We start from the raw sequence: 17,459 nt of genomic DNA, 5'->3' as shown, positions 1-17,459 counted from the left end.
GGCCGCGTGGAGGGGGCCGGCGGGTACGGGAAAGCCCGGATCTCGTCAGGCAGATATGCCGTCGATCCGGGCCAGGGCATCGTCCGCGCCGTACGGCTGCAAGTAGGGCAGCCAGCGCGGGTCCCTGTGGCCGGTGCCGATGATGCGCCAGGCCAGGCCGGTGGGCGGAGCCGGTTTGTGCCGCAGCCGCCAGCCGAGTTCGACGAGGTGGCGGTCGGCCTTCACGTGGTTGCAGCGGCGGCAGGACGCCACCACGTTGTCCCAGACGTGCTTGCCCCCGCGGCTGCGCGGGATGACGTGGTCGACGCTGGTTGCGACGCCACCGCAGTACATGCACCGGCCTCCGTCGCGCGCGAAGAGCGCTCGGCGGGTGAGCGGAACGGGTCCCCGATAGGGAACCCGGACGAATCGCTTGAGCCGGACCACGCTGGGTGCGGGGACGGTGACGGATGCGCTGTGCATATAGGCGCCGGATTCCTCAAGGGAGACGGCCTTGTTCTCCAGGACGAGGACGAGCGCGCGGCGGAGCGGTACGACGCCGAGCGGCTCGTACGACGCGTTGAGGACCAGGACATGCGGCACGGGTGCCTCCTTGGGCGTCGGCGGCGCGTGGCTCGCGCCGGGACGATCTGCAGTCAGTCTCCCCTCATGCCTGGTGGAAGCGCCACCATGTCCCGGTAACGGGCTGGGAGTGTTTTCGACCACACCTCATTCATCCCCCGGACCACGCCCTGTTCAAGCCGGCCGGACCCCTGCCTGTTCACGCGGCCTGTTCGCGGCGGGGTGAGCCCTGTCTCTCCCGTACGCCTCCTTGGCGGATCCGCACGAGGCACACACAATGCCCCGTTAGTGTGGTGGCCCTGTCCGTCCGGTGACCTTTCCGTGACCTTGAAGACCTTGACCGCCCACCGGCCGGACCGCGCAGCACCTGGAGGTACCTGCCGTGTCGTCCTTGCCCGCCGTCCTGCTGGCCGCCGGAGCGTCGCCGACCCCCTCGCCCTCCGGCTCGACGGAACCGGCCGTTCCCTCGCTCCAGGACGCCCAGGAGAGCGCGACGAACGCGGCGAGCTGGGTCGAGCAGAACTGGTCGACGTGGCTCGCGATGGGTCTGCAGATCCTGCTGGTCGTGGTCGTGGCGGTGGCGCTGCGCGCGGTGGTGCGGCGGGCGATCACCAAGCTGATCGACCGGATGGGCCGCGCCGCGCAGGCCGGGGAGGGCTCGGCGCTCGGTGGTCTGCTGGTCAACGCCGAGCGGCGGCGGCAGCGGGCGGCGGCGATCGGGTCGGTGCTGCGGTCGGTGGCGAGCTTCCTGATCCTCGGCACGGCCGCGCTGATGGTGCTGGGCACCTTCAGGATCAACCTGGCGCCGCTGCTGGCGTCGGCCGGTGTGGCCGGCGTGGCGATCGGTTTCGGCGCCCGCAACCTGGTCACCGACTTCCTCTCCGGCGTGTTCATGATCCTCGAGGACCAGTACGGCGTCGGCGACGTGATCGACGCGGGCGTGGCCACCGGCGAGGTGATCGAGGTCGGGCTGCGCGTGACCAAGCTGCGCGGCGCGGACGGCGAGATCTGGTACGTCCGCAACGGCGAGGTCAAGCGGATCGGCAACCTCTCCCAGGGCTGGGCCACGGCCGGCGTCGACGTGACGGTGCGGGCGAGCGAGGACCTGGACCATGTGAAGGCCACGCTGGACGACGTCGCCGAGCACATGAGCAAGGAAGAGCCCTGGAACGAGCTGCTGTGGGGCCCCGTCGAGGTCCTCGGCCTGGACTCGGTCCTGGTCGACTCCATGGTCATCCGCGTCTCCGCCAGGACCATGCCGGGCAAGTCCCTGACGGTCGAGCGGGAGCTGCGCTGGCGGATCAAGCGCGCGTTCGACCGGGCGAGCATCCGGGTCGTGGGCGGTGCGACCTCCGTGGAGGACGCCGAGGACACCCCCGACCCGACGACGACGGTGGCGGCCCCCTCGGCGTACGCCGACGCGGACTCCCCCCGCGTGGCGGCGACGGCACCCATAACACCGGGGCGAGCGGCGCCGCCGGCCAAGTAACGGAACGGTTCAGCACACTCGTTCGAGTGAACAGGTGGGGCATCCCGGCGCGTGGTGCGCACGGGGTGCCCCATCGTTCTGCCGGGGCGCCCGGCGTGGGCTTAGCCTGGCATCAGTGCGACAAGGAGACGAGCGATGAGCGCCGAACCTCTCATGGAGCCGGTGATGACGCAGGACCCCATCGATCTGTTGATCGCGATCGAGGAGGCGTCGGTGGCGCCGATTCGACCCGAGTACGTCGAGGGGGCGGCCATCGTGCCGCCGCAACCGGACTACAACCACAGCAAAGGCGCCGTCAATCTCACCGTCCAGCTCCACATGGCCGGCCTCGACCTGGCGGGTATGGGCATGGGCTTCCGGGCCGCCCACCAAGACGGCAGCACGATGGCGCTGGTGATTCCCGACTTCTACATCCTCCACCGGGAGCCGACCGAACTGGACAGCTCTTACCTGAAAGTACACAAGGGCTGGTACCCGATCGACATGATCGCCCTCGTCGGCGAGGTCACCTCGTCCAACCATGCGATGGACACAGGCGCCAAGCTCGCCACGTACGCCGCCGTCGGCATCCCCGTCTACGTGTTGATCGACCGCCACTCCAAGACGGCCCACTGCTACACCGACCCCGTCGTCCCCAGTGACGACCCCACCGAGGCGTACTACGACACCGACGACAAGGTCGACCTCGGCGGCCTCCTCCGCATCCCGGCGCCGTACCCCACCCTGGACACCACCCCCTTCCTCCAGGACTGACCGAGCCCCGGTCCCGCCCCCGAGATAACGACTCCGTCTCCTCGGCGCCGTTGTCTATTGACGCCCCCTTCGTCCTGGGCTTACGTTCCTCCCACGCCAATAGGAAAGTTTCCTAACAGTGATCTCCGGTCGGCCAGTGATCGAAGGCTGGACGTTCTTGCCGGGTCGCTGAGAAGCTGGGCGGCTGGAAGGGCAGGTGTCGACCCCATGGCAGGAACCGCCGGTACGCCGGGCACCCCGCGCGTGCTGCGCGCCATGAACGACCGCGCCGCCCTGGACCTGCTGCTGGAGCACGGGCCGCTGTCGCGCACCCGGATCGGGAAGCTCACCGGCCTGTCCAAGCCCACCGCCTCCCAGCTGCTGGCCCGTCTGGAGGCGGCCGGACTGGTCCGGGTGACCGGCACCAGCGAGGGCCGCCCCGGCCCCAACGCCCAGCTGTACGCGGTCGACCCCGGCGCCGCCTACGCCGCGGGGCTCGACGTCACCCCCACCCGCATCCGCGCCGCGGTCGCCGACGTCACCGGCCGCACCGTGGGCGAGTTCGAACTGCCCACGCCGGGACGGCGGCCGGCGCAACCCGTCGTCCAGCAGGTCACCGACGCCCTCGACGGCGCCGTCAAGGCCGCCGGGCTGGCGCGCGGTGACGTGCACCGGCTGGTCATCGGCACCCCGGGCGCCTTCGACCCCAACACCGGCCGGCTGCGCTACGCCTCCCACCTGCCCGGCTGGCACTCCCCCGCCCTGCTCGACGAGCTCGCCGCCGCCCTGCCGATGCCGGTGGAGTACGAGAACGACGTCAACCTCGTCGCCCTCGCCGAACAGCGGCTCGGGGCGGCCCGGGGCCACGGCGACTTCGTGCTGCTGTGGAACCAGGAGGGGCTCGGCGCCGCCCTGGTCCTCGGCGGCCGGCTGCACCGGGGCTGGACCGGCGGCGCCGGCGAGGTCGGCTTCCTGCCGGTGCCGGGCACGCCCCTGGTGCGGCAGGTGACCAAGGCCAACAGCGGCGGCTACCAGGAGCTGGCCGGCTCCCAGGCCCTGCCGAGGCTGGCCCGGGAACTCGGCATCGACGACGTGCCGTCGGGGCCGTACCCGGAGGTGGCCGCCGCCCTCGTCGCCCGCGCCGCCGACCACGCCACCGGCCCCTACCGGGAGCTGCTGCGCACCTACGCGACCCGGCTCGCCACCGGTCTCGCCTCGCTCGTCTCCGTCCTCGACCCCGAACTCGTCGTCCTCAGCGGCACCGCGCTGACGGCCGGCGGCGAGGTGCTGCGCGCCCTCGTCCAGGCCGAGCTGGCGGAGCTGGCCGCGGCCCGCCCCCGGCTGGTCGTCGGCGACGTCCACGAACACCCCGTTCTGCGCGGCGCGTTGGAGTCCGCGCTCGGCACCACCCGCGACGAGGTCTTCGACACCTCGCGCTAGGCCCCCTCTCACCCACCCCGTCCCGCTGGGAGACCTCGCCATGCCCGAAGTCGTACCCGCAGCTGCCCGAAAAGCGGCTTTCGCCCTGACCACCTGTGCCGTCCTCCTCGCCGCCTCCGCCTGTACGGGGCAGTCCGGCTCCGGTGCCACGGACGACGCCTCGAAGGACACGACGATCAACTTCTGGCACGCCTGGAGCGCGCCGAACGAGGTGAAGGCCGTCAAGTCCCTGGTCGCCGGCTTCGAGAAGGCCCACCCCAACATCCATGTGAACGTCGTCGGCAACATGACCGACGACAAGATCAACCAGGCGCTGCGGTCCGGCGGAGACAAGGCGCCGGATGTGATCTCCTCGTTCACCACCAACAACGTGGGCAAGTTCTGTTCCTCGGGCGCGCTGGTCGACCTCAACCCCTTCTTCAAGAAGGCGGGGATCGACCCGGAGAAGACGTTCCCGAAGCCGATGAACGAGTACACCCAGTTCGACGGCAACCGCTGCACGGCGCCGCTGCTCGGTGACGCGTACGGGCTCTACTACAACAAGACCGCGTTCCAGAAGGCCGGCATCGCGCGTCCGCCGAAGACCTGGTCCGAGTTCGAGGCCGACGCCAAGAAGCTGACGATTCCGCAAGGGGACGGCTACCGGCAGCTGGGATTCATGCCGGACTACCACGGCTGGGAATCCACCACCGAGCACTACTTCGCGCAGTTCTCGCCGACGTATTTCGACAAGGACGGCAAGTCGAACCTCGCCAAGGACCCGGCGTTCCAGCAGGGCTTCGCACTCCAGAAGCGGCTCGTGGACGAACTCGGCGGCTTTCAGAAGCTGGAGAGGTTCCGGGCCACCCTCGGCGACGAATGGGGCCCCAAGCACCCCTTCCACACCGGTCAGGTCGCCATGCAGCTCGACGGCGAGTGGCGGCTCGGAATGGCCGAGCAGGCCAAGCCGACGTTCGACATCGGGGTCGCCCCGCTGCCCCTGCCCGACGACCAGGTGAACCAGTACGGCAAGGGCTACATCACCGGCACCATCGCGGGCATCGCGGCCACCAGCCACAAGCAGAACGCGGCCTGGGAATTCGTCAAGTACATCACCACGGACACGGACGCGGTGGTCGGATTCGCCAACGACATCCACAACGTCCCCTCCACGCTGGCCGCGCTGAAATCCCCGAAGCTGAAGTACGACCCGCGTTTCAAGACGTTCCTGGACATCGCCGCCAACCCCTACTCCGCCACGACTCCCGCCTCCATCAACGGCGGCCAGTACCTCGTGACGATCCAGCAGTTCGGCTACGACTACGAAAGCGGCAAGGCCACCGACCTGAAGGCCGGCTTGAAGAAGACGGCCGCGCAGATCGACACCGACATCGCGCAGGCGAAGTAGCCGATGAGCACGGTCACTCTGACGTCCAAGCGCCGCCGCGCGGCGCTCAGGACTTTCGCCTTCATGTCGCCCTGGCTGATCGGGTTCGCGGTGTTCTTCGCGTATCCGCTGGTCTCGACGGTCTATTTCTCCTTCATGCACTACGACGGCTTCAGGCCGCCGACGTGGAGCGGGGGCAAGAACTGGACCTATGTCTTCGAGCACTACCCGCTGTTCTGGCCGGCCCTGCGCAACACCCTGTGGCTGGTCCTGGTGATGGTGACCCTCCGGGTCGTCTTCGGGCTCGGCATCGGCCTGCTCATCACGAAGATCAAGACGGGGACGGGCGTCTTCCGCACCCTGTTCTACCTGCCCTACCTCGCCCCGCCGGTGGCGGCCACCATGGCCTTCGCCTTCCTGCTCAACCCCGGCACGGGCCCGGTCAACTCGATCCTGGAGAAGGCGGGCATCCCGGCGCCGGGCTGGTTCAACGACCCCGCCTGGTCCAAGCCCGCCCTCACCCTGCTGGCGCTGTGGGGCATCGGCGACCTCATGGTGATCTTCATGGCCGCGCTGCTGGACGTGCCGGCCGAGCAGTACGAGGCGGCCGAGCTGGACGGCGCCTCGCCCTGGCAGCGGTTCCGGTACGTCACGCTGCCGAACATCTCCCCGATCGTGATGTTCGCCGTCGTCACCGGCGTCATCCAGACCATGCAGTACTACACGCAGCCGCTGATCGCCGGGAAGGTCGCCTCCGGGGTGATCCAGGGCGCGGGCACCCAGTTCGAGCCCGGCTACCCCGACAAGTCCACGCTCACCCTGCCCCAGCTCGTCTACAACCTCGGCTTCCAGCGCTTCGACTACGGCTCGGCCTGTGTGGTGGCCCTCGTGCTGTTCGCCCTGTCGATGGTGTTCACCGGGTTCCTGATGCGGCGCCGGGGCGGTCTCATCCAGGCAGGTGACTGACCATGACCCAGGTACTGGACCAACCGGTGGAGCTGCGGGCGCCGGTCTCGCCCGCCGAGCGCACCGCCCGGCGCCGGGCCCTGCTCGAGTGGATCGCCGTCCACTCCCTCGGCGTCGCCGCCGCGCTGTTCTTCACCCTGCCCTTCGTGTTCGTCCTCCTGACCTCGCTGATGAGCGACAGCCAGGCGCTCAGCCGCGATCTGATCCCGCACACCTGGGAGTGGGGCAACTACCGGAAGGTCTTCGCCACGCCGGGCTTCCTGACCTGGTGGAAGAACACGCTGATCTACGCGGGCCTCGGCACCGTGCTCACCGTGGTGTCGTCGATCCCGGTGGCGTACGCGCTCGCCAAGTTCCGCTTCCGGGGCCGCAACCTGTCGCTCATGCTGGTGATCTCGATGATGATGCTGCCCCCGCAGGTGGTCATCATCCCGATGTACCTGTTCTGGGCGAAGCAGCTGGACCTGTCCGGCACGCTGTGGCCGCTGATCATCCCGATGGCGTTCGGGGACGCGTTCTCCATCTTCCTGCTGCGCCAGTTCCTGATGACGATCCCGAACGAGTACCTGGACGCGGCGAAGGTGGACGGCTGCGGGGACCTCGGAACGCTGCTGAAGGTGGTCCTGCCGATGGCCCGGCCGGGCATCGCCGCCGTCGCCCTCTTCCAGTTCTTCTACGCCTGGAACGACTACTTCGGCCCGCAGATCTACGCGTCCGAGAACCCCGGCGCCTGGACCCTGTCCTACGGCCTGGAGTCCTTCAAGGGCGCCCACCACACCGACTGGAACCTCACGATGGCCGCGACCGTGCTGGTCATGGCCCCCGTGATCCTCGTGTTCTTCTTCGCCCAGAGGGCATTCGTCGAGGGCGTCACGCTCACCGGAGTGAAGGGTTGACCACCACATGAAACTCACCGTGGTCGGCGGAGGCTCGACCTACACCCCCGAACTCGTCGACGGCTTCGCGCGCCTGAGGGACACCCTGCCCGTCGAGGAACTCGTCCTCGTGGACCCGGCCGCCGAACGGCTGGAGCTGGTGGGCGGCCTGGCCCGCCGCATCTTCGCCAAGCAGGGGCATCCCGGCCGGATCGTCACCACCGCCGACCTGGACGCGGCCGTGGACGGCGCCGACGCCGTGCTGCTCCAGTTGCGCGTCGGCGGGCAGGCGGCCCGCGAGCAGGACGAGACCTGGCCGCTGGAGTGCGGCTGCGTCGGGCAGGAGACCACCGGCGCGGGCGGCCTCGCCAAGGCGCTGCGCACGGTCCCGGTCGTCCTCGACATCGCCGAACGGGTCCGCCGTGCGAACCCGCGTGCCTGGATCATCGACTTCACCAACCCGGTCGGCATCGTCACCCGCGCCCTGCTCCAGGCCGGGCACCGCGCGGTCGGCCTGTGCAACGTGGCGATCGGATTCCAGCGGAAGTTCGCCGGTCTGCTGGGCGTCGCCCCGGCGGATGTGCATCTGGCCCATGTGGGCCTCAACCACCTGACGTGGGAGACCGGTGTGCGTCTCGGTGGCCCGGAGGGCGAGAACGTCCTGCCCGAACTGCTCGCCGAGCACGGCGACGCGATCGCCGGCGACCTCCACCTGCCGCGCCCGCTGCTGGACCGGCTGGGCGTGGTCCCCTCCTACTACCTGCGCTACTACTACGCCCACGACGAGGTCGTACGGGAACTGCGCGGCAAGCCCTCCCGCGCCGCCGAAGTCGCCGCGATGGAGCGGGAGTTGCTGAAGATGTACGGCGATCCGGCCCTGGACGAGAAACCCGCGCTGCTCGGCAAGCGGGGCGGGGCCTACTACTCGGAGGCGGCCGTGGACCTGGCGGCGGCGCTGCTGGGCGGGGCCGGCAGCCCGTACCAGGTGGTGAACACCGTCAACAAGGGCACCCTGCCCTTCCTCCCGGACGACGCGGTGATCGAGGTCCAGGCCGCGGTCGGCCCGTGCGGGCCGGTCCCGCTGCCGGTGCCGGACCTGGACCCCCTGTTCGCCGGGCTGGTCGCGAACGTGACGGCGTACGAGGACCTGGCGCTTCAGGCGGCGCTGCACGGCGGGCGCGACCGCGTCTTCCGCGCCCTGCTCGCCCACCCGCTGATCGGCCAGTACGGGTACGCCGAGACCCTCACCGACCAGCTGATCGCACACAACCGGGAGCACCTCGCGTGGGCCTGACCTCGACCGTGCTCGCGATCGACGCGGGCAACAGCAAGACCGACGTGGCCGTGGTCACCGCGGCCGGGGAGGTGCTGGCCACGGCCCGCGGCGGCGGCTTCCGGCCGCCCGCGGTGGGGGTGGCGGCGGCGCTGGACGCGCTGGCGGCCCCGGTCGCGCGGGCCTTCGCCCAGGCGGGCGTCGCCTCCGTCAGCCATGTCTCGGCCTGCCTGGCGAACGCCGATCTGCCGGTGGAGGAGGAGCAGTTGGCGGCGGCGCTGGGGGCGCGCGGCTGGGGCGCCTCGGTGGCGGTGCGCAACGACACCTTCGCGATCCTGCGGGCGGGCGTCGCCGAGCCGCGCGGGGTGGCGGTGGTGTGCGGGGCGGGCATCAACTGCGTCGGCATGCGGCCCGACGGCCGTACCGCCCGCTTCCCGGCGATCGGCCGGATCTCCGGCGACTGGGGCGGGGGCTGGGGGCTCGCGGAGGAGGCGCTGTGGTTCGCGGCCCGCGCCGAGGACGGCCGGGGCGAGCCGACCGCGCTCAGCCGCGACCTGCCCGCGCACTTCGGGCTGCCGACCATGTACGCGCTGATCGAGGCGCTGCACCTGGAGCACATCGGCCACGACCGCCGGCACGAGCTGACCCCCGTGCTGTTCGCGACGGCCGCCGGGGGCGATGCGGTGGCCCGCTCGATCGTGGCCCGGCTCGCGGAGGAGGTGGCGGTGCTGGCCACGGTGGCGCTGACCCGGCTGGACCTGCTCGACGAGGAGACGCCGGTGCTGCTCGGCGGCAGCGTCCTGACGGCCGGTCACGCCCTGCTGGACGACGGCGTCCGCGACCTGCTGTCCGCCCGCGCCCCGAAGGCCGACGTCCGCGTGGTCACGGCGAGCCCGGTCCTCGGCGCGGCCCTGCTGGGCCTGGACCGGCTGGGGGCGGGCACACCGGCGCAGGAGCGGGCGCGGGCGTACTGGGCGGGCTAACCGGGCCCCGGCGGAACCGAACAGGTGCGCAGGGCGTTTTCAAGGGCAGCGCACACTGCGATCCGATCAAGATCCAGTGAAGGCCGGTGCGGATGCCGGTGCGTGCCGCGATACTGAGCGGCGACGAATGGCCCTGGGGGAGGTCGAGTGACACACGCGCCGCAGAGCAGTACGGCACCACCGGCGGCGGCTCCCGGCCTGCCCGCCCCCGGCATCCCCGCGCAGCCCGGCCCCCCCGTCCCTGCGGGCTCCCCCGTGCCGGCCGCCCGGCGGACCGCGTTCGCCGAGGGCGTCGACCGGCTGCGGGCCGCGGCGACCACCGAGCCGGGCAGGCTGCGGATCATCGGGGCCGTACTGGCGCTGCTGGTCGTGGCGTTCGGCGCGGTCACCGCCTGGCAGGCCAGTGAGCGGGCGGCCGCCGCCGACGACGTGCTGCACCGCAGCCAGCCGCTCAGTTCCGGCGCGGCCGACATCTACCGGTCGCTGGCCGACGCCAACACGGCCGCCTCCAGCGCCTTCCTGGCGGGCGGTCAGGAGACGGCCGCTTCACGGGACCGGTACGAGAAGGACATCCGGACCGCCGCCGGTGGCCTCGTCACGGCCGCCGCCAACGCCGAACCGGGATCGGCGTCCGAGGCCACCATCGCGAAGCTGAACCGGCTGCTGCCCGAGTACAAGGGGCTCATCGAGCGGGCGCGGACGTACAACCGGCAGGGGTATCCGGTCGGCGGCGCGTATCTGCGGTACGCCAACGAGAAGATGCAGAAGGAGATGCTCCCGGCCGCGGAGGATCTCTACACCACCGAGAACCAGCGGCTGGACGCCGACTACGGCGACGCCACGCCGTACCCGTGGCCCGCCATCGCGCTCGGCGTGCTGGCGCTCGCCGCGCTCGGCTGGGCCCAGCACCGCACGTACCGGCGCACCAACCGCGTCCTCAACCACGGCCTGGTCGCCGCGTCCGCCGCCACCACGATCGCCCTGCTGTGGCTGGTCGTCGGGCACACGGTGGCCCGCTCGGACCTGAACGGCTCCTACGACCACGGCGTCCGCTCGCTGACCGTGCTGCACGACGCCCGGATCGCCTCCCTGAAGGCGCGCGGCAACGAGAACCTGAGCCTGGTGGCGCGCGGCGCCGAGACCGTCACGGTCGGCGGGCGGACGTACGACGCGTACTACTACGACTTCGACAAGGACATGACCGTGCTCGGCGACGGTCTGACCCGGGCCGGGAAGCTCGCCGACGACCAGGGCGGCAGCGCGCCGGTGAAGGCGGCCGAGGCGAACATGGCGGTGTGGAAGCAGCGCCACGCCGCCGCCCGCACCGAGGACGAGAACGGCAACTACGAGCAGGCGCTGGACAAGGTCATCGGCGCCAAGGGCGCCACCGGCGAGTGCTTCGACGGCGTCGACCGCAGTCTCGCCCGGGCGATCGGGCACGAGCAGGACGAGTTCGCGCGGGCCGCGGGCGACGGGCGGGACGCCATGGCCGGGCTGCCGGTGGGCGCGGCCGTGCTCGCGGTGCTCGGTGCGGCCGGCGCGGTGGCCGGGGTCGGCCGCAGACTTTCGGAGTACCGGTGACAGGGGGCACGACGATGTACGCGACGCGTGTACGAGCCTCCCTGCGGGGCTGGGGCGGGGTCGGCGCGATGGCGGTGCTGTGCGCGCTGGCGCTGGGCCTCGTGCTGCTGCTGCCGTGCACCCAGCAGGCCCCGCACCGGCCGCAGCGCACCGGGCAGGCCGTCGCCGAGGGGGTGCAGGCCCGCGCGAGCGGCTGCACGGACTCCGAGGCGCAGAAGCAGACGCCGGCGCCGTCCGGCGCCGACGGGCCGACGATCGACGCGATCAAGTCCCGTACGGGCGCCAGGCGCAAGCTGATCGTCGGCGTCGACCAGAACAGCTACCACTGGGGCTACCGCAACCCCGACACGCAGGGCGCGGAGCTGGAGGGCTTCGACATCGACCTGGTGCACCGGATAGCCCAGGACATCCTCGGCGACCCGGACGCGGTGCAGTTCAAGGCGATCCCGACCAGCCAGCGGATCTCCGCGATCCAGGACGGGAGGGTGGACATGGTGGTGCGGACGATGACCATCACCTGCGACCGGCTGTCCCAGGTGGCGTTCTCCGCGCCCTACTTCAAGACCGGGCAGCAGGTCCTCGCGCCCAAGTCGTCGTCCATCACCGGCTACAACGGCACGCTGGCGCACAAGAGGATCTGCACGGCGGCCGGTTCGACGGCGTACGCCAAGCTGGACGCCGACAGGAAGAGCGGCGCCCTGCCCGCCTCCGCGGACATCTCCACCACCGTCCCGAACCAGCTGGACTGCCTGGTGAGGCTGCAACTGGGCGAGGTGGACGCGGTGGTGACCGACGGCGCGCTCGCCGCCAGCCAGGCCGCGCAGGACCCGACGGTCGAACTGAAGGGCGGGGCGTTCACCACCGAGTACTACGGCGTGGCGATGAAGAAGGACGCCTCCGATCTGGTACGCCGGGTCAATCGCATTCTGGTGGGCTACCGCGCCGGCGGCTGGCAGGCGTCGTACGACAAGTGGCTGTCGGCGACACTGGGTAAGGACTCATCGGCGTCCAAGCCGCCCGCGCCGCAGTACCTGCGGACGGGCTGAACCGCATCCGTCCCGGAAAGACCCCGGGAAGACAACCGGAACAGACAAGCAGCGAGAGGTGATCGATGGGCGTCACGGACCCCGCCGGGCCGGTGATGGACCGGGACGAGGTGGACCGTGCGCTGGCGCGGCTCGGCCAGGAGCACGAGGCGATCGAGACCTCGCTGCTGGCGCTGCAGGACCACGCGGGCCGCAGACTCCTCGAGGGCGCCGAACTGACGGGGGTCACCCGGGAACGCTGGCAGGCCGCCGAGGCCCGGATCACCCTGCTGTGGGGGTACTTCGACGCCTACGCCGCCGCGCTGCGCACCGCCCGGGAAATCCGCGCCCGGCGCCGCTGGTCCAGCCGCGAGGACCTGGCGGAGCTGACCGAGCTGCTGCGCGGCGAGTCCGTCACCGTGGCCGGGAACGGCACGCTCAGCGAGTCGTTCACGCTGTCCGGCCTGGTCGACCGGATGAACGAGCTGTACGCGACGAGCCTGGACCTGGTCGTCGCCGCCGACGCGGTGTGGTCGGCGCTGCCCGCGCGGATCGATTTACTCTCCGCGGAACTGCAGCGCACCCGCAAGCTCGCGCACTCCGTCGGCGTGCGCCCCGGCGAGCACCCGGCCGGCGACGACCTGGAGCGCATCACCCGCACGCTCACCAGGCTCCGCGCCGACGTGGTCTCCGACCCGCTGGCCTTCTGGGTGCCCGCCGAGGGCAGTTCGGCGCCCGGCGGCGGCCGTCCGGACACCACGGTGTACGACCGTGAGGCGCGTGCCCTGGAGGACGTGCGCCGGGAGATCGACGCCGTGCTGCAGGTCCGGCAGGACGCGGAGGCGCGGCTGATCCGGCTGCGGGACGTGCTCTCGCGCGCCGACCGCACCCTCGCCGAGGCCCGCGCCGCGCGCGGCGAGGTGCTGGCGAAGATCGCGGCGACCGAGGTGCCGGTGGTCAGCGGCCCGCCGACCGTGCTCCAGGAGCAGCTGGCGACGGCGGCCGAGTACCGCAGGCAGGGCCAGTGGCACCGCCTGTCCCCGCTGCTGGAGTCCCTGGAGCAGAAGGCGGAGGACGAACTGCTGCGCGCCCGCGAGCAGTTGACCGCCGTCACCGCGCCGCTCGCGGTCCGCGCCGAGCTGCGCGGCCGGCTCGACGCCTACAAGGCGAAGGTGGCCCGGCACGGGCTCGCGGAGGACCCGATGCTGGTCGAGCGGTACGACGCGGCCCGGCGGATGCTGTGGAGCGCGCCCTGCGACCTGCGGGTGGCCGAACAGGCCGTGCTGCGCTACCAGAAGGCGGCGGCCGAACTGCTCGGCGCGGGCGCGCCCGAGGACCGTAAGGGGGACCGGTCATGAGCCGGCCGGGGCAGAGCTGTCAGCGACCGGGCTGCGAGGGGTCGTACGAGGACGTCGGCGGCGGCGAGCTGTACTGCGACACCTGCGGCCTCGCACCCGTCGTCTCGGCGAGGGGAATGGTCGGCTCGGCGCCCACCGGGGTGGCCAAGGGCGCGGTGGACAGCGGCGGTTCGCGTTCGTCGTCCCAGTCGTCGAAGTCGCGCCGCTCGGTGTCCGGGCGGCTCTCGCGGTCCCTGTCCGGCCGGTCCAGCGGGCGGTCGGTGTCGGTGCGCAGCTCGGGTTCGTCGTCGGGGACGCCGACGCGCGGGCGGCTCGGCGCCGGTCTGGTGCATGTGCCGCAGGTGCCGCGGCCGGACCCGCGCTCGATGGTGCTGGACAACCCGGAGGTGCCGGAGCGGAAGCGGTTCTGCTCGCGCTCGGACTGCGGGGCGCCGGTGGGGCGGGCCCGCGGCGACCGTCCGGGCCGTACGGAGGGTTTCTGCACCAAGTGCGGGCACCCGTACTCCTTCGTGCCGAAGCTGAAGGCCGGGGACGTGGTGCACGGCCAGTACGAGGTCGTGGGCTGTCTGGCGCACGGCGGGCTCGGCTGGATCTATCTCGCCGTGGACCGGGCCGTCTCCGACCGCTGGGTGGTGCTCAAGGGCCTGCTGGACACCGGCGACCAGGACGCGATGGCCGCCGCGATCTCCGAGCGGCGCTTCCTCGCGGAGATCGAGCACGCCAACATCGTGCGCATCTACAACTTCGTGGAGCACCTGGACCAGCGCACCGGCTCCCTCGACGGCTACATCGTGATGGAGTACGTCGGCGGCAAGTCGCTGAAGGAGATCGCCAACGCCCGCCGGACACCGGACGGCAGGCGCGATCCGCTGCCGGTGGAGCAGGCCTGCGCGTACGGCATCGAGGCCCTGGAGGCGCTGGGTCACCTGCACAGCCGCAACCTGCTGTACTGCGACTTCAAGGTCGACAACGCCCTCCAGACCGAGGACCAGCTCAAGCTGATCGACATGGGCGCCGTGCGCCGCATGGACGACGACGAGTCGGCGATCTACGGCACGGTCGGCTACCAGGCGCCGGAGGTCGCCGAGGTCGGCCCGTCGGTGGCGAGCGACCTGTACACGGTGGCCCGCACGCTCGCGGTCCTCACCTTCGACTTCCAGGGCTACACGAACGTGTACGCCGACTCCCTGCCCGACCCGGAGACCATCGACGTCTTCCGCCGCTACGAGTCCTTCTACCGGCTGCTGGTGCGCGCCACCGACCCCGACCCGGCCCGCCGGTTCGCCTCCGCGCAGGAGATGGCCGAGCAGCTGACGGGCGTGCTGCGCGAGGTGGTCGCGCTGCAGACCGGGCAGCCCCGGCCCGCCCTGTCGACCCTGTTCGGCCCCGAAGTGAAGGTCACGGACCGGGAGTTGTTCCCCCGGCTGGACGGGGACGTGTCCCGGCTGGGGGCGCGGCCGGCGCGCAGGTCCGCGCCTGCCGCCCCGGCGCTGCCCCCGCCCGCGCTCGTCAGGCCCGTCGACACCCCCGCCACCGCGCTCGCCCTGCCGGTCCCGCTGGTCGATCCGAACGACCCGAACGCCGGTTTCCTGGCGGGCCTGATGGCCTCGGCGCCGGGCGAGCTGATCAGCGCCCTGGACGCGGCGCCCACGCGGACCGTGGAGACCCGGCTCAGGCAGGTCCGGGCCCGGCTGGAGAGCGGGGACCACCAGGCCGCGCTGATGAGCCTGGCCCGGCTGGAGGAGGAACGGCCGGACGACTGGCGGGTGGTGTGGTACCGGGGCGTGGCCGCGCTGGTCACCGGCGACTTCGAGGGCGCCGCGCTCGCCTTCGACGCGGTCTACGACGCCTTCCCCGGCGAGGCCGCGCCCAAGCTGGCGCTCGGCCTGTGCGCGGAGGTGCTGGGCCAGCTGGACAACGCCGCCGAGTACTACCACCTGGTGTGGGCGACCGACCCCAGCTTTGTGAGCGCCGCGTTCGGGCTGGCCCGGGTGCAGCTCGCGGCCGGGAACCGGCACGGCGCCGTGCGGACCCTGGAGTCGGTGCCGGAGTCCTCCATCCACTACACCGCCGCCCGGGTCGCCGCCGTCCGGGCGCGGCTCAGACAGCGCACGGCGAGAGCCGGTGACGTACCGTTCCTCGACGACCTGACGGCCGCCGCCCGGCAGGTCGAGGCGCTGGACGCGTACGGTCTGGACCCGGCCAGACGCGAGCAGTTGTCGGCGGAAGTACTCGGCTCGGCGCTGGACTGGATACTCTCCGGGGGCCAGGGCACCCTGCCCGCGACCGGCGGACGGGTGCTGCTGGGCAGCGGTCTGGACGAGCGCGGCCTGCGCTTCGGCCTGGAGCGCGCCTACCGCACGCTGGCCCGGCTGGCGCCCGGCGGCGAGGAGAGGATCGAACTGGTGGAACGGGCCAACCGTTACCGCCCCCGGACGTGGGTGTAGTCGATGTCGCAGATGCCCCAGCAGGCCGCACTGCCCAAGTGCCCGAGCTGCGCGGAGCCCGTGGAGCCGGGCGACCTGTTCTGCGGAGCGTGCGGACACGACCTCTCCGTCGTGCCCGAGCCGCCGCAGGACCATCCGACGCTCACCGTCACCGGCTCCCCCGGCGACGGGGTGGACTGGCCCGTTCCCGAGCCGGGGAGCGCGCCGCCGGCGGTGCATCTGCCGGCCGACCTGCCCGGCACCGACTCCGGCGGCGCACCCGAGCACGGGTCCGCACCGCAGCCGGCCGGTTCGGGGGTGCGGTTCGACCGGCCCGCGGAGCCCGACGAGTACCCGCTGCAGGCGCCGGACCCGCGCGTGGCCGAGACCGTGGCCGCACCCGAGGAGCCCGCGCAGGTGTGCGTGGCCTGCCGGGCGGGCCGGGTGGACAGCGACGGCTACTGCGAGAACTGCGGGCACGCCCAGCCCCGGGAACGCGACCACATGGAGCGGGAGTCGGGGCCGGTGGCCGCCGTCAGCGACCGGGGGCTGCGCCACCACCGCAACGAGGACGCCTTCGCCGTCGGCCACACCGCGCTGCCCGACGGCACCCCCGCCGCCGTCGCCGTCGTCTGCGACGGCGTGTCCTCCGCGACCCGCCCCGACGACGCGTCGGCGGCGGCCTCCCGGGCGGCCGGCGACGCCCTGCTGGCCGCGCTGCCGCGCGGCACGCATCCGCAGACCGCCCTGCACGAGGCGATCGTCGCCGCCGCGCAGGCCGTCAACGCGCTCGCCGAGGAACCGGCGACGGCCCGCGAGCACGCCCCGCACCAGAACGCGCCGGCCTGCACGATCGTCGGCGCGGTGGTCACCTCGGGGCTGCTGGTCGTCGGCTGGGTCGGCGACAGCCGCGTCTACTGGGTACCGGACGACCGCGGCGCGCCGGCGGCCCGGCTGACCGAGGACGACTCCTGGGCCGCACAGATGGTCGCCGCGGGGCTGATGAGCGAGGCCGAGGCGTACGCCGACGAGCGCGCGCACGCGATCACCGGCTGGCTCGGCGCGGACGCCTACGAACTGGAGCCGCACACCGCGTCCTTCAAACCGGACCGGTCCGGTGTGGTGGTGGTGTGCACCGACGGCCTGTGGAACTACGCGGAGACGGCCGAGGAGATGAGCGAGGTCGTGCCGCCGGACGCGGCCGAGCGCCCGCTGCACAGCGCCCGGGTGCTGGTCGGCCACGCCCTGGACGGCGGGGGCCACGACAACGTAACAGTGGCGGTCCTGCCGTTCCCGGCGCCGCCGCAGGGGGCAGGATCGGCCTGAGGCGCGGGCCGGTGGGGACCGGCCCGTGCACAGTCGGCGCCCTGCCCTCGGCAGGGTG

14 protein-coding genes are annotated in these 17,459 nt (G+C 72.2%); 13 read left to right on the top strand and 1 reads right to left on the bottom strand.

The genetic code is table 11. The annotated features are described in order from the left end of the window. Nucleotides 1-45 precede the first annotated feature (45 nt). A complete protein-coding gene (locus AB0950_RS03575; RefSeq protein WP_330339930.1) occupies nucleotides 46-582 on the bottom strand; it encodes an HNH endonuclease in 537 nt (178 codons plus the stop codon). Nucleotides 583-943: 361 nt separating this feature from the next. On the opposite strand from AB0950_RS03575, the gene AB0950_RS03570 reads away from it, so the two are divergent. The 13 genes from AB0950_RS03570 (at nucleotide 944) to AB0950_RS03510 (ending at nucleotide 17,401) form a co-directional block, all read left to right on the top strand. Next, entirely contained in the window at nucleotides 944-2,050 is a 1,107-nt protein-coding gene (locus AB0950_RS03570) for a mechanosensitive ion channel family protein (RefSeq protein ID WP_360570740.1), read from the top strand. 135 nt (nucleotides 2,051-2,185) lie between these two features. Continuing rightward, nucleotides 2,186-2,803 (top strand): Uma2 family endonuclease, encoded by a 618-nt coding sequence (locus AB0950_RS03565; protein ID WP_360144783.1) that lies wholly within the window; start codon nucleotides 2,186-2,188, stop codon nucleotides 2,801-2,803. A gap of 207 nt (nucleotides 2,804-3,010) precedes the next feature. After that, a complete protein-coding gene (locus AB0950_RS03560) occupies nucleotides 3,011-4,222 on the top strand; it encodes an ROK family transcriptional regulator (RefSeq protein WP_360570736.1) in 1,212 nt (403 codons plus the stop codon). Between the two features lie 40 nt (nucleotides 4,223-4,262). Beyond that, complete coding sequence (locus AB0950_RS03555; RefSeq protein ID WP_366777710.1) at nucleotides 4,263-5,609, top strand: ABC transporter substrate-binding protein; 1,347 nt, start codon at nucleotides 4,263-4,265, stop codon at nucleotides 5,607-5,609. Between the two features lie 3 nt (nucleotides 5,610-5,612). Beyond that, entirely contained in the window at nucleotides 5,613-6,554 is a 942-nt protein-coding gene (locus tag AB0950_RS03550) for a sugar ABC transporter permease (protein WP_360144792.1), read from the top strand. 2 nt (nucleotides 6,555-6,556) lie between these two features. Further along, nucleotides 6,557-7,450, top strand: coding sequence for a carbohydrate ABC transporter permease (locus tag AB0950_RS03545; RefSeq protein ID WP_360144795.1), 894 nt, complete (start codon nucleotides 6,557-6,559; stop codon nucleotides 7,448-7,450). A 7-nt stretch (nucleotides 7,451-7,457) separates the two neighbouring features. Then, entirely contained in the window at nucleotides 7,458-8,723 is a 1,266-nt protein-coding gene (locus AB0950_RS03540) for a 6-phospho-beta-glucosidase (RefSeq protein ID WP_366777709.1), read from the top strand. After that, nucleotides 8,714-9,685, top strand: a complete 972-nt coding sequence (locus tag AB0950_RS03535) for a BadF/BadG/BcrA/BcrD ATPase family protein (protein WP_366777708.1) — start codon at nucleotides 8,714-8,716, stop codon at nucleotides 9,683-9,685. Before AB0950_RS03540 ends, AB0950_RS03535 begins: the two co-directional genes overlap by 10 nt. 147 nt (nucleotides 9,686-9,832) lie before the next feature. Next, nucleotides 9,833-11,266, top strand: a complete 1,434-nt coding sequence (locus tag AB0950_RS03530) for a hypothetical protein (protein WP_366777707.1) — start codon at nucleotides 9,833-9,835, stop codon at nucleotides 11,264-11,266. A 14-nt stretch (nucleotides 11,267-11,280) separates the two neighbouring features. After that, the gene (locus AB0950_RS03525; RefSeq protein WP_360144807.1) at nucleotides 11,281-12,312 is read left to right on the top strand and encodes a glutamate ABC transporter substrate-binding protein; all 1,032 of its coding nucleotides are present in this window, start codon (nucleotides 11,281-11,283) and stop codon (nucleotides 12,310-12,312) included. Between the two features lie 65 nt (nucleotides 12,313-12,377). Further along, on the top strand, nucleotides 12,378-13,649 hold the full coding sequence (locus tag AB0950_RS03520; protein WP_366777706.1) for a hypothetical protein: 1,272 nt from the start codon (nucleotides 12,378-12,380) through the stop codon (nucleotides 13,647-13,649). Further along, a complete protein-coding gene (locus AB0950_RS03515; RefSeq protein WP_360570724.1) occupies nucleotides 13,646-16,096 on the top strand; it encodes a tetratricopeptide repeat protein in 2,451 nt (816 codons plus the stop codon). Before AB0950_RS03520 ends, AB0950_RS03515 begins: the two co-directional genes overlap by 4 nt. A 3-nt stretch (nucleotides 16,097-16,099) precedes the next feature. Further along, entirely contained in the window at nucleotides 16,100-17,401 is a 1,302-nt protein-coding gene (locus AB0950_RS03510) for a protein phosphatase 2C domain-containing protein (RefSeq protein ID WP_366777705.1), read from the top strand. The last annotated feature ends 58 nt before the right edge of the window (nucleotides 17,402-17,459 follow it).

Source organism: Streptomyces sp. NPDC007189, from assembly GCF_040703635.1.
Lineage (GTDB): Bacteria > Actinomycetota > Actinomycetes > Streptomycetales > Streptomycetaceae > Streptomyces.
This window is presented reverse-complemented; position numbering and strand designations above follow the sequence as displayed.

What these genes read in the sequence shown, in the direction of transcription:
- AB0950_RS03565 (WP_360144783.1), top strand. Translation starts at nt 2,186, where the DNA reads ATGAGCGCCGAACCTCTCATGGAGCCGGTGATGACGCAGGACCCCATC.
- AB0950_RS03560 (WP_360570736.1), top strand. Translation starts at nt 3,011, where the DNA reads ATGGCAGGAACCGCCGGTACGCCGGGCACCCCGCGCGTGCTGCGCGCC.
- AB0950_RS03555 (WP_366777710.1), top strand. Translation starts at nt 4,263, where the DNA reads ATGCCCGAAGTCGTACCCGCAGCTGCCCGAAAAGCGGCTTTCGCCCTG.
- AB0950_RS03550 (WP_360144792.1), top strand. Translation starts at nt 5,613, where the DNA reads ATGAGCACGGTCACTCTGACGTCCAAGCGCCGCCGCGCGGCGCTCAGG.
- AB0950_RS03545 (WP_360144795.1), top strand. Translation starts at nt 6,557, where the DNA reads ATGACCCAGGTACTGGACCAACCGGTGGAGCTGCGGGCGCCGGTCTCG.
- AB0950_RS03540 (WP_366777709.1), top strand. Translation starts at nt 7,458, where the DNA reads ATGAAACTCACCGTGGTCGGCGGAGGCTCGACCTACACCCCCGAACTC.
- AB0950_RS03525 (WP_360144807.1), top strand. Translation starts at nt 11,281, where the DNA reads ATGTACGCGACGCGTGTACGAGCCTCCCTGCGGGGCTGGGGCGGGGTC.
- AB0950_RS03520 (WP_366777706.1), top strand. Translation starts at nt 12,378, where the DNA reads ATGGGCGTCACGGACCCCGCCGGGCCGGTGATGGACCGGGACGAGGTG.
- AB0950_RS03515 (WP_360570724.1), top strand. Translation starts at nt 13,646, where the DNA reads ATGAGCCGGCCGGGGCAGAGCTGTCAGCGACCGGGCTGCGAGGGGTCG.
- AB0950_RS03510 (WP_366777705.1), top strand. Translation starts at nt 16,100, where the DNA reads ATGTCGCAGATGCCCCAGCAGGCCGCACTGCCCAAGTGCCCGAGCTGC.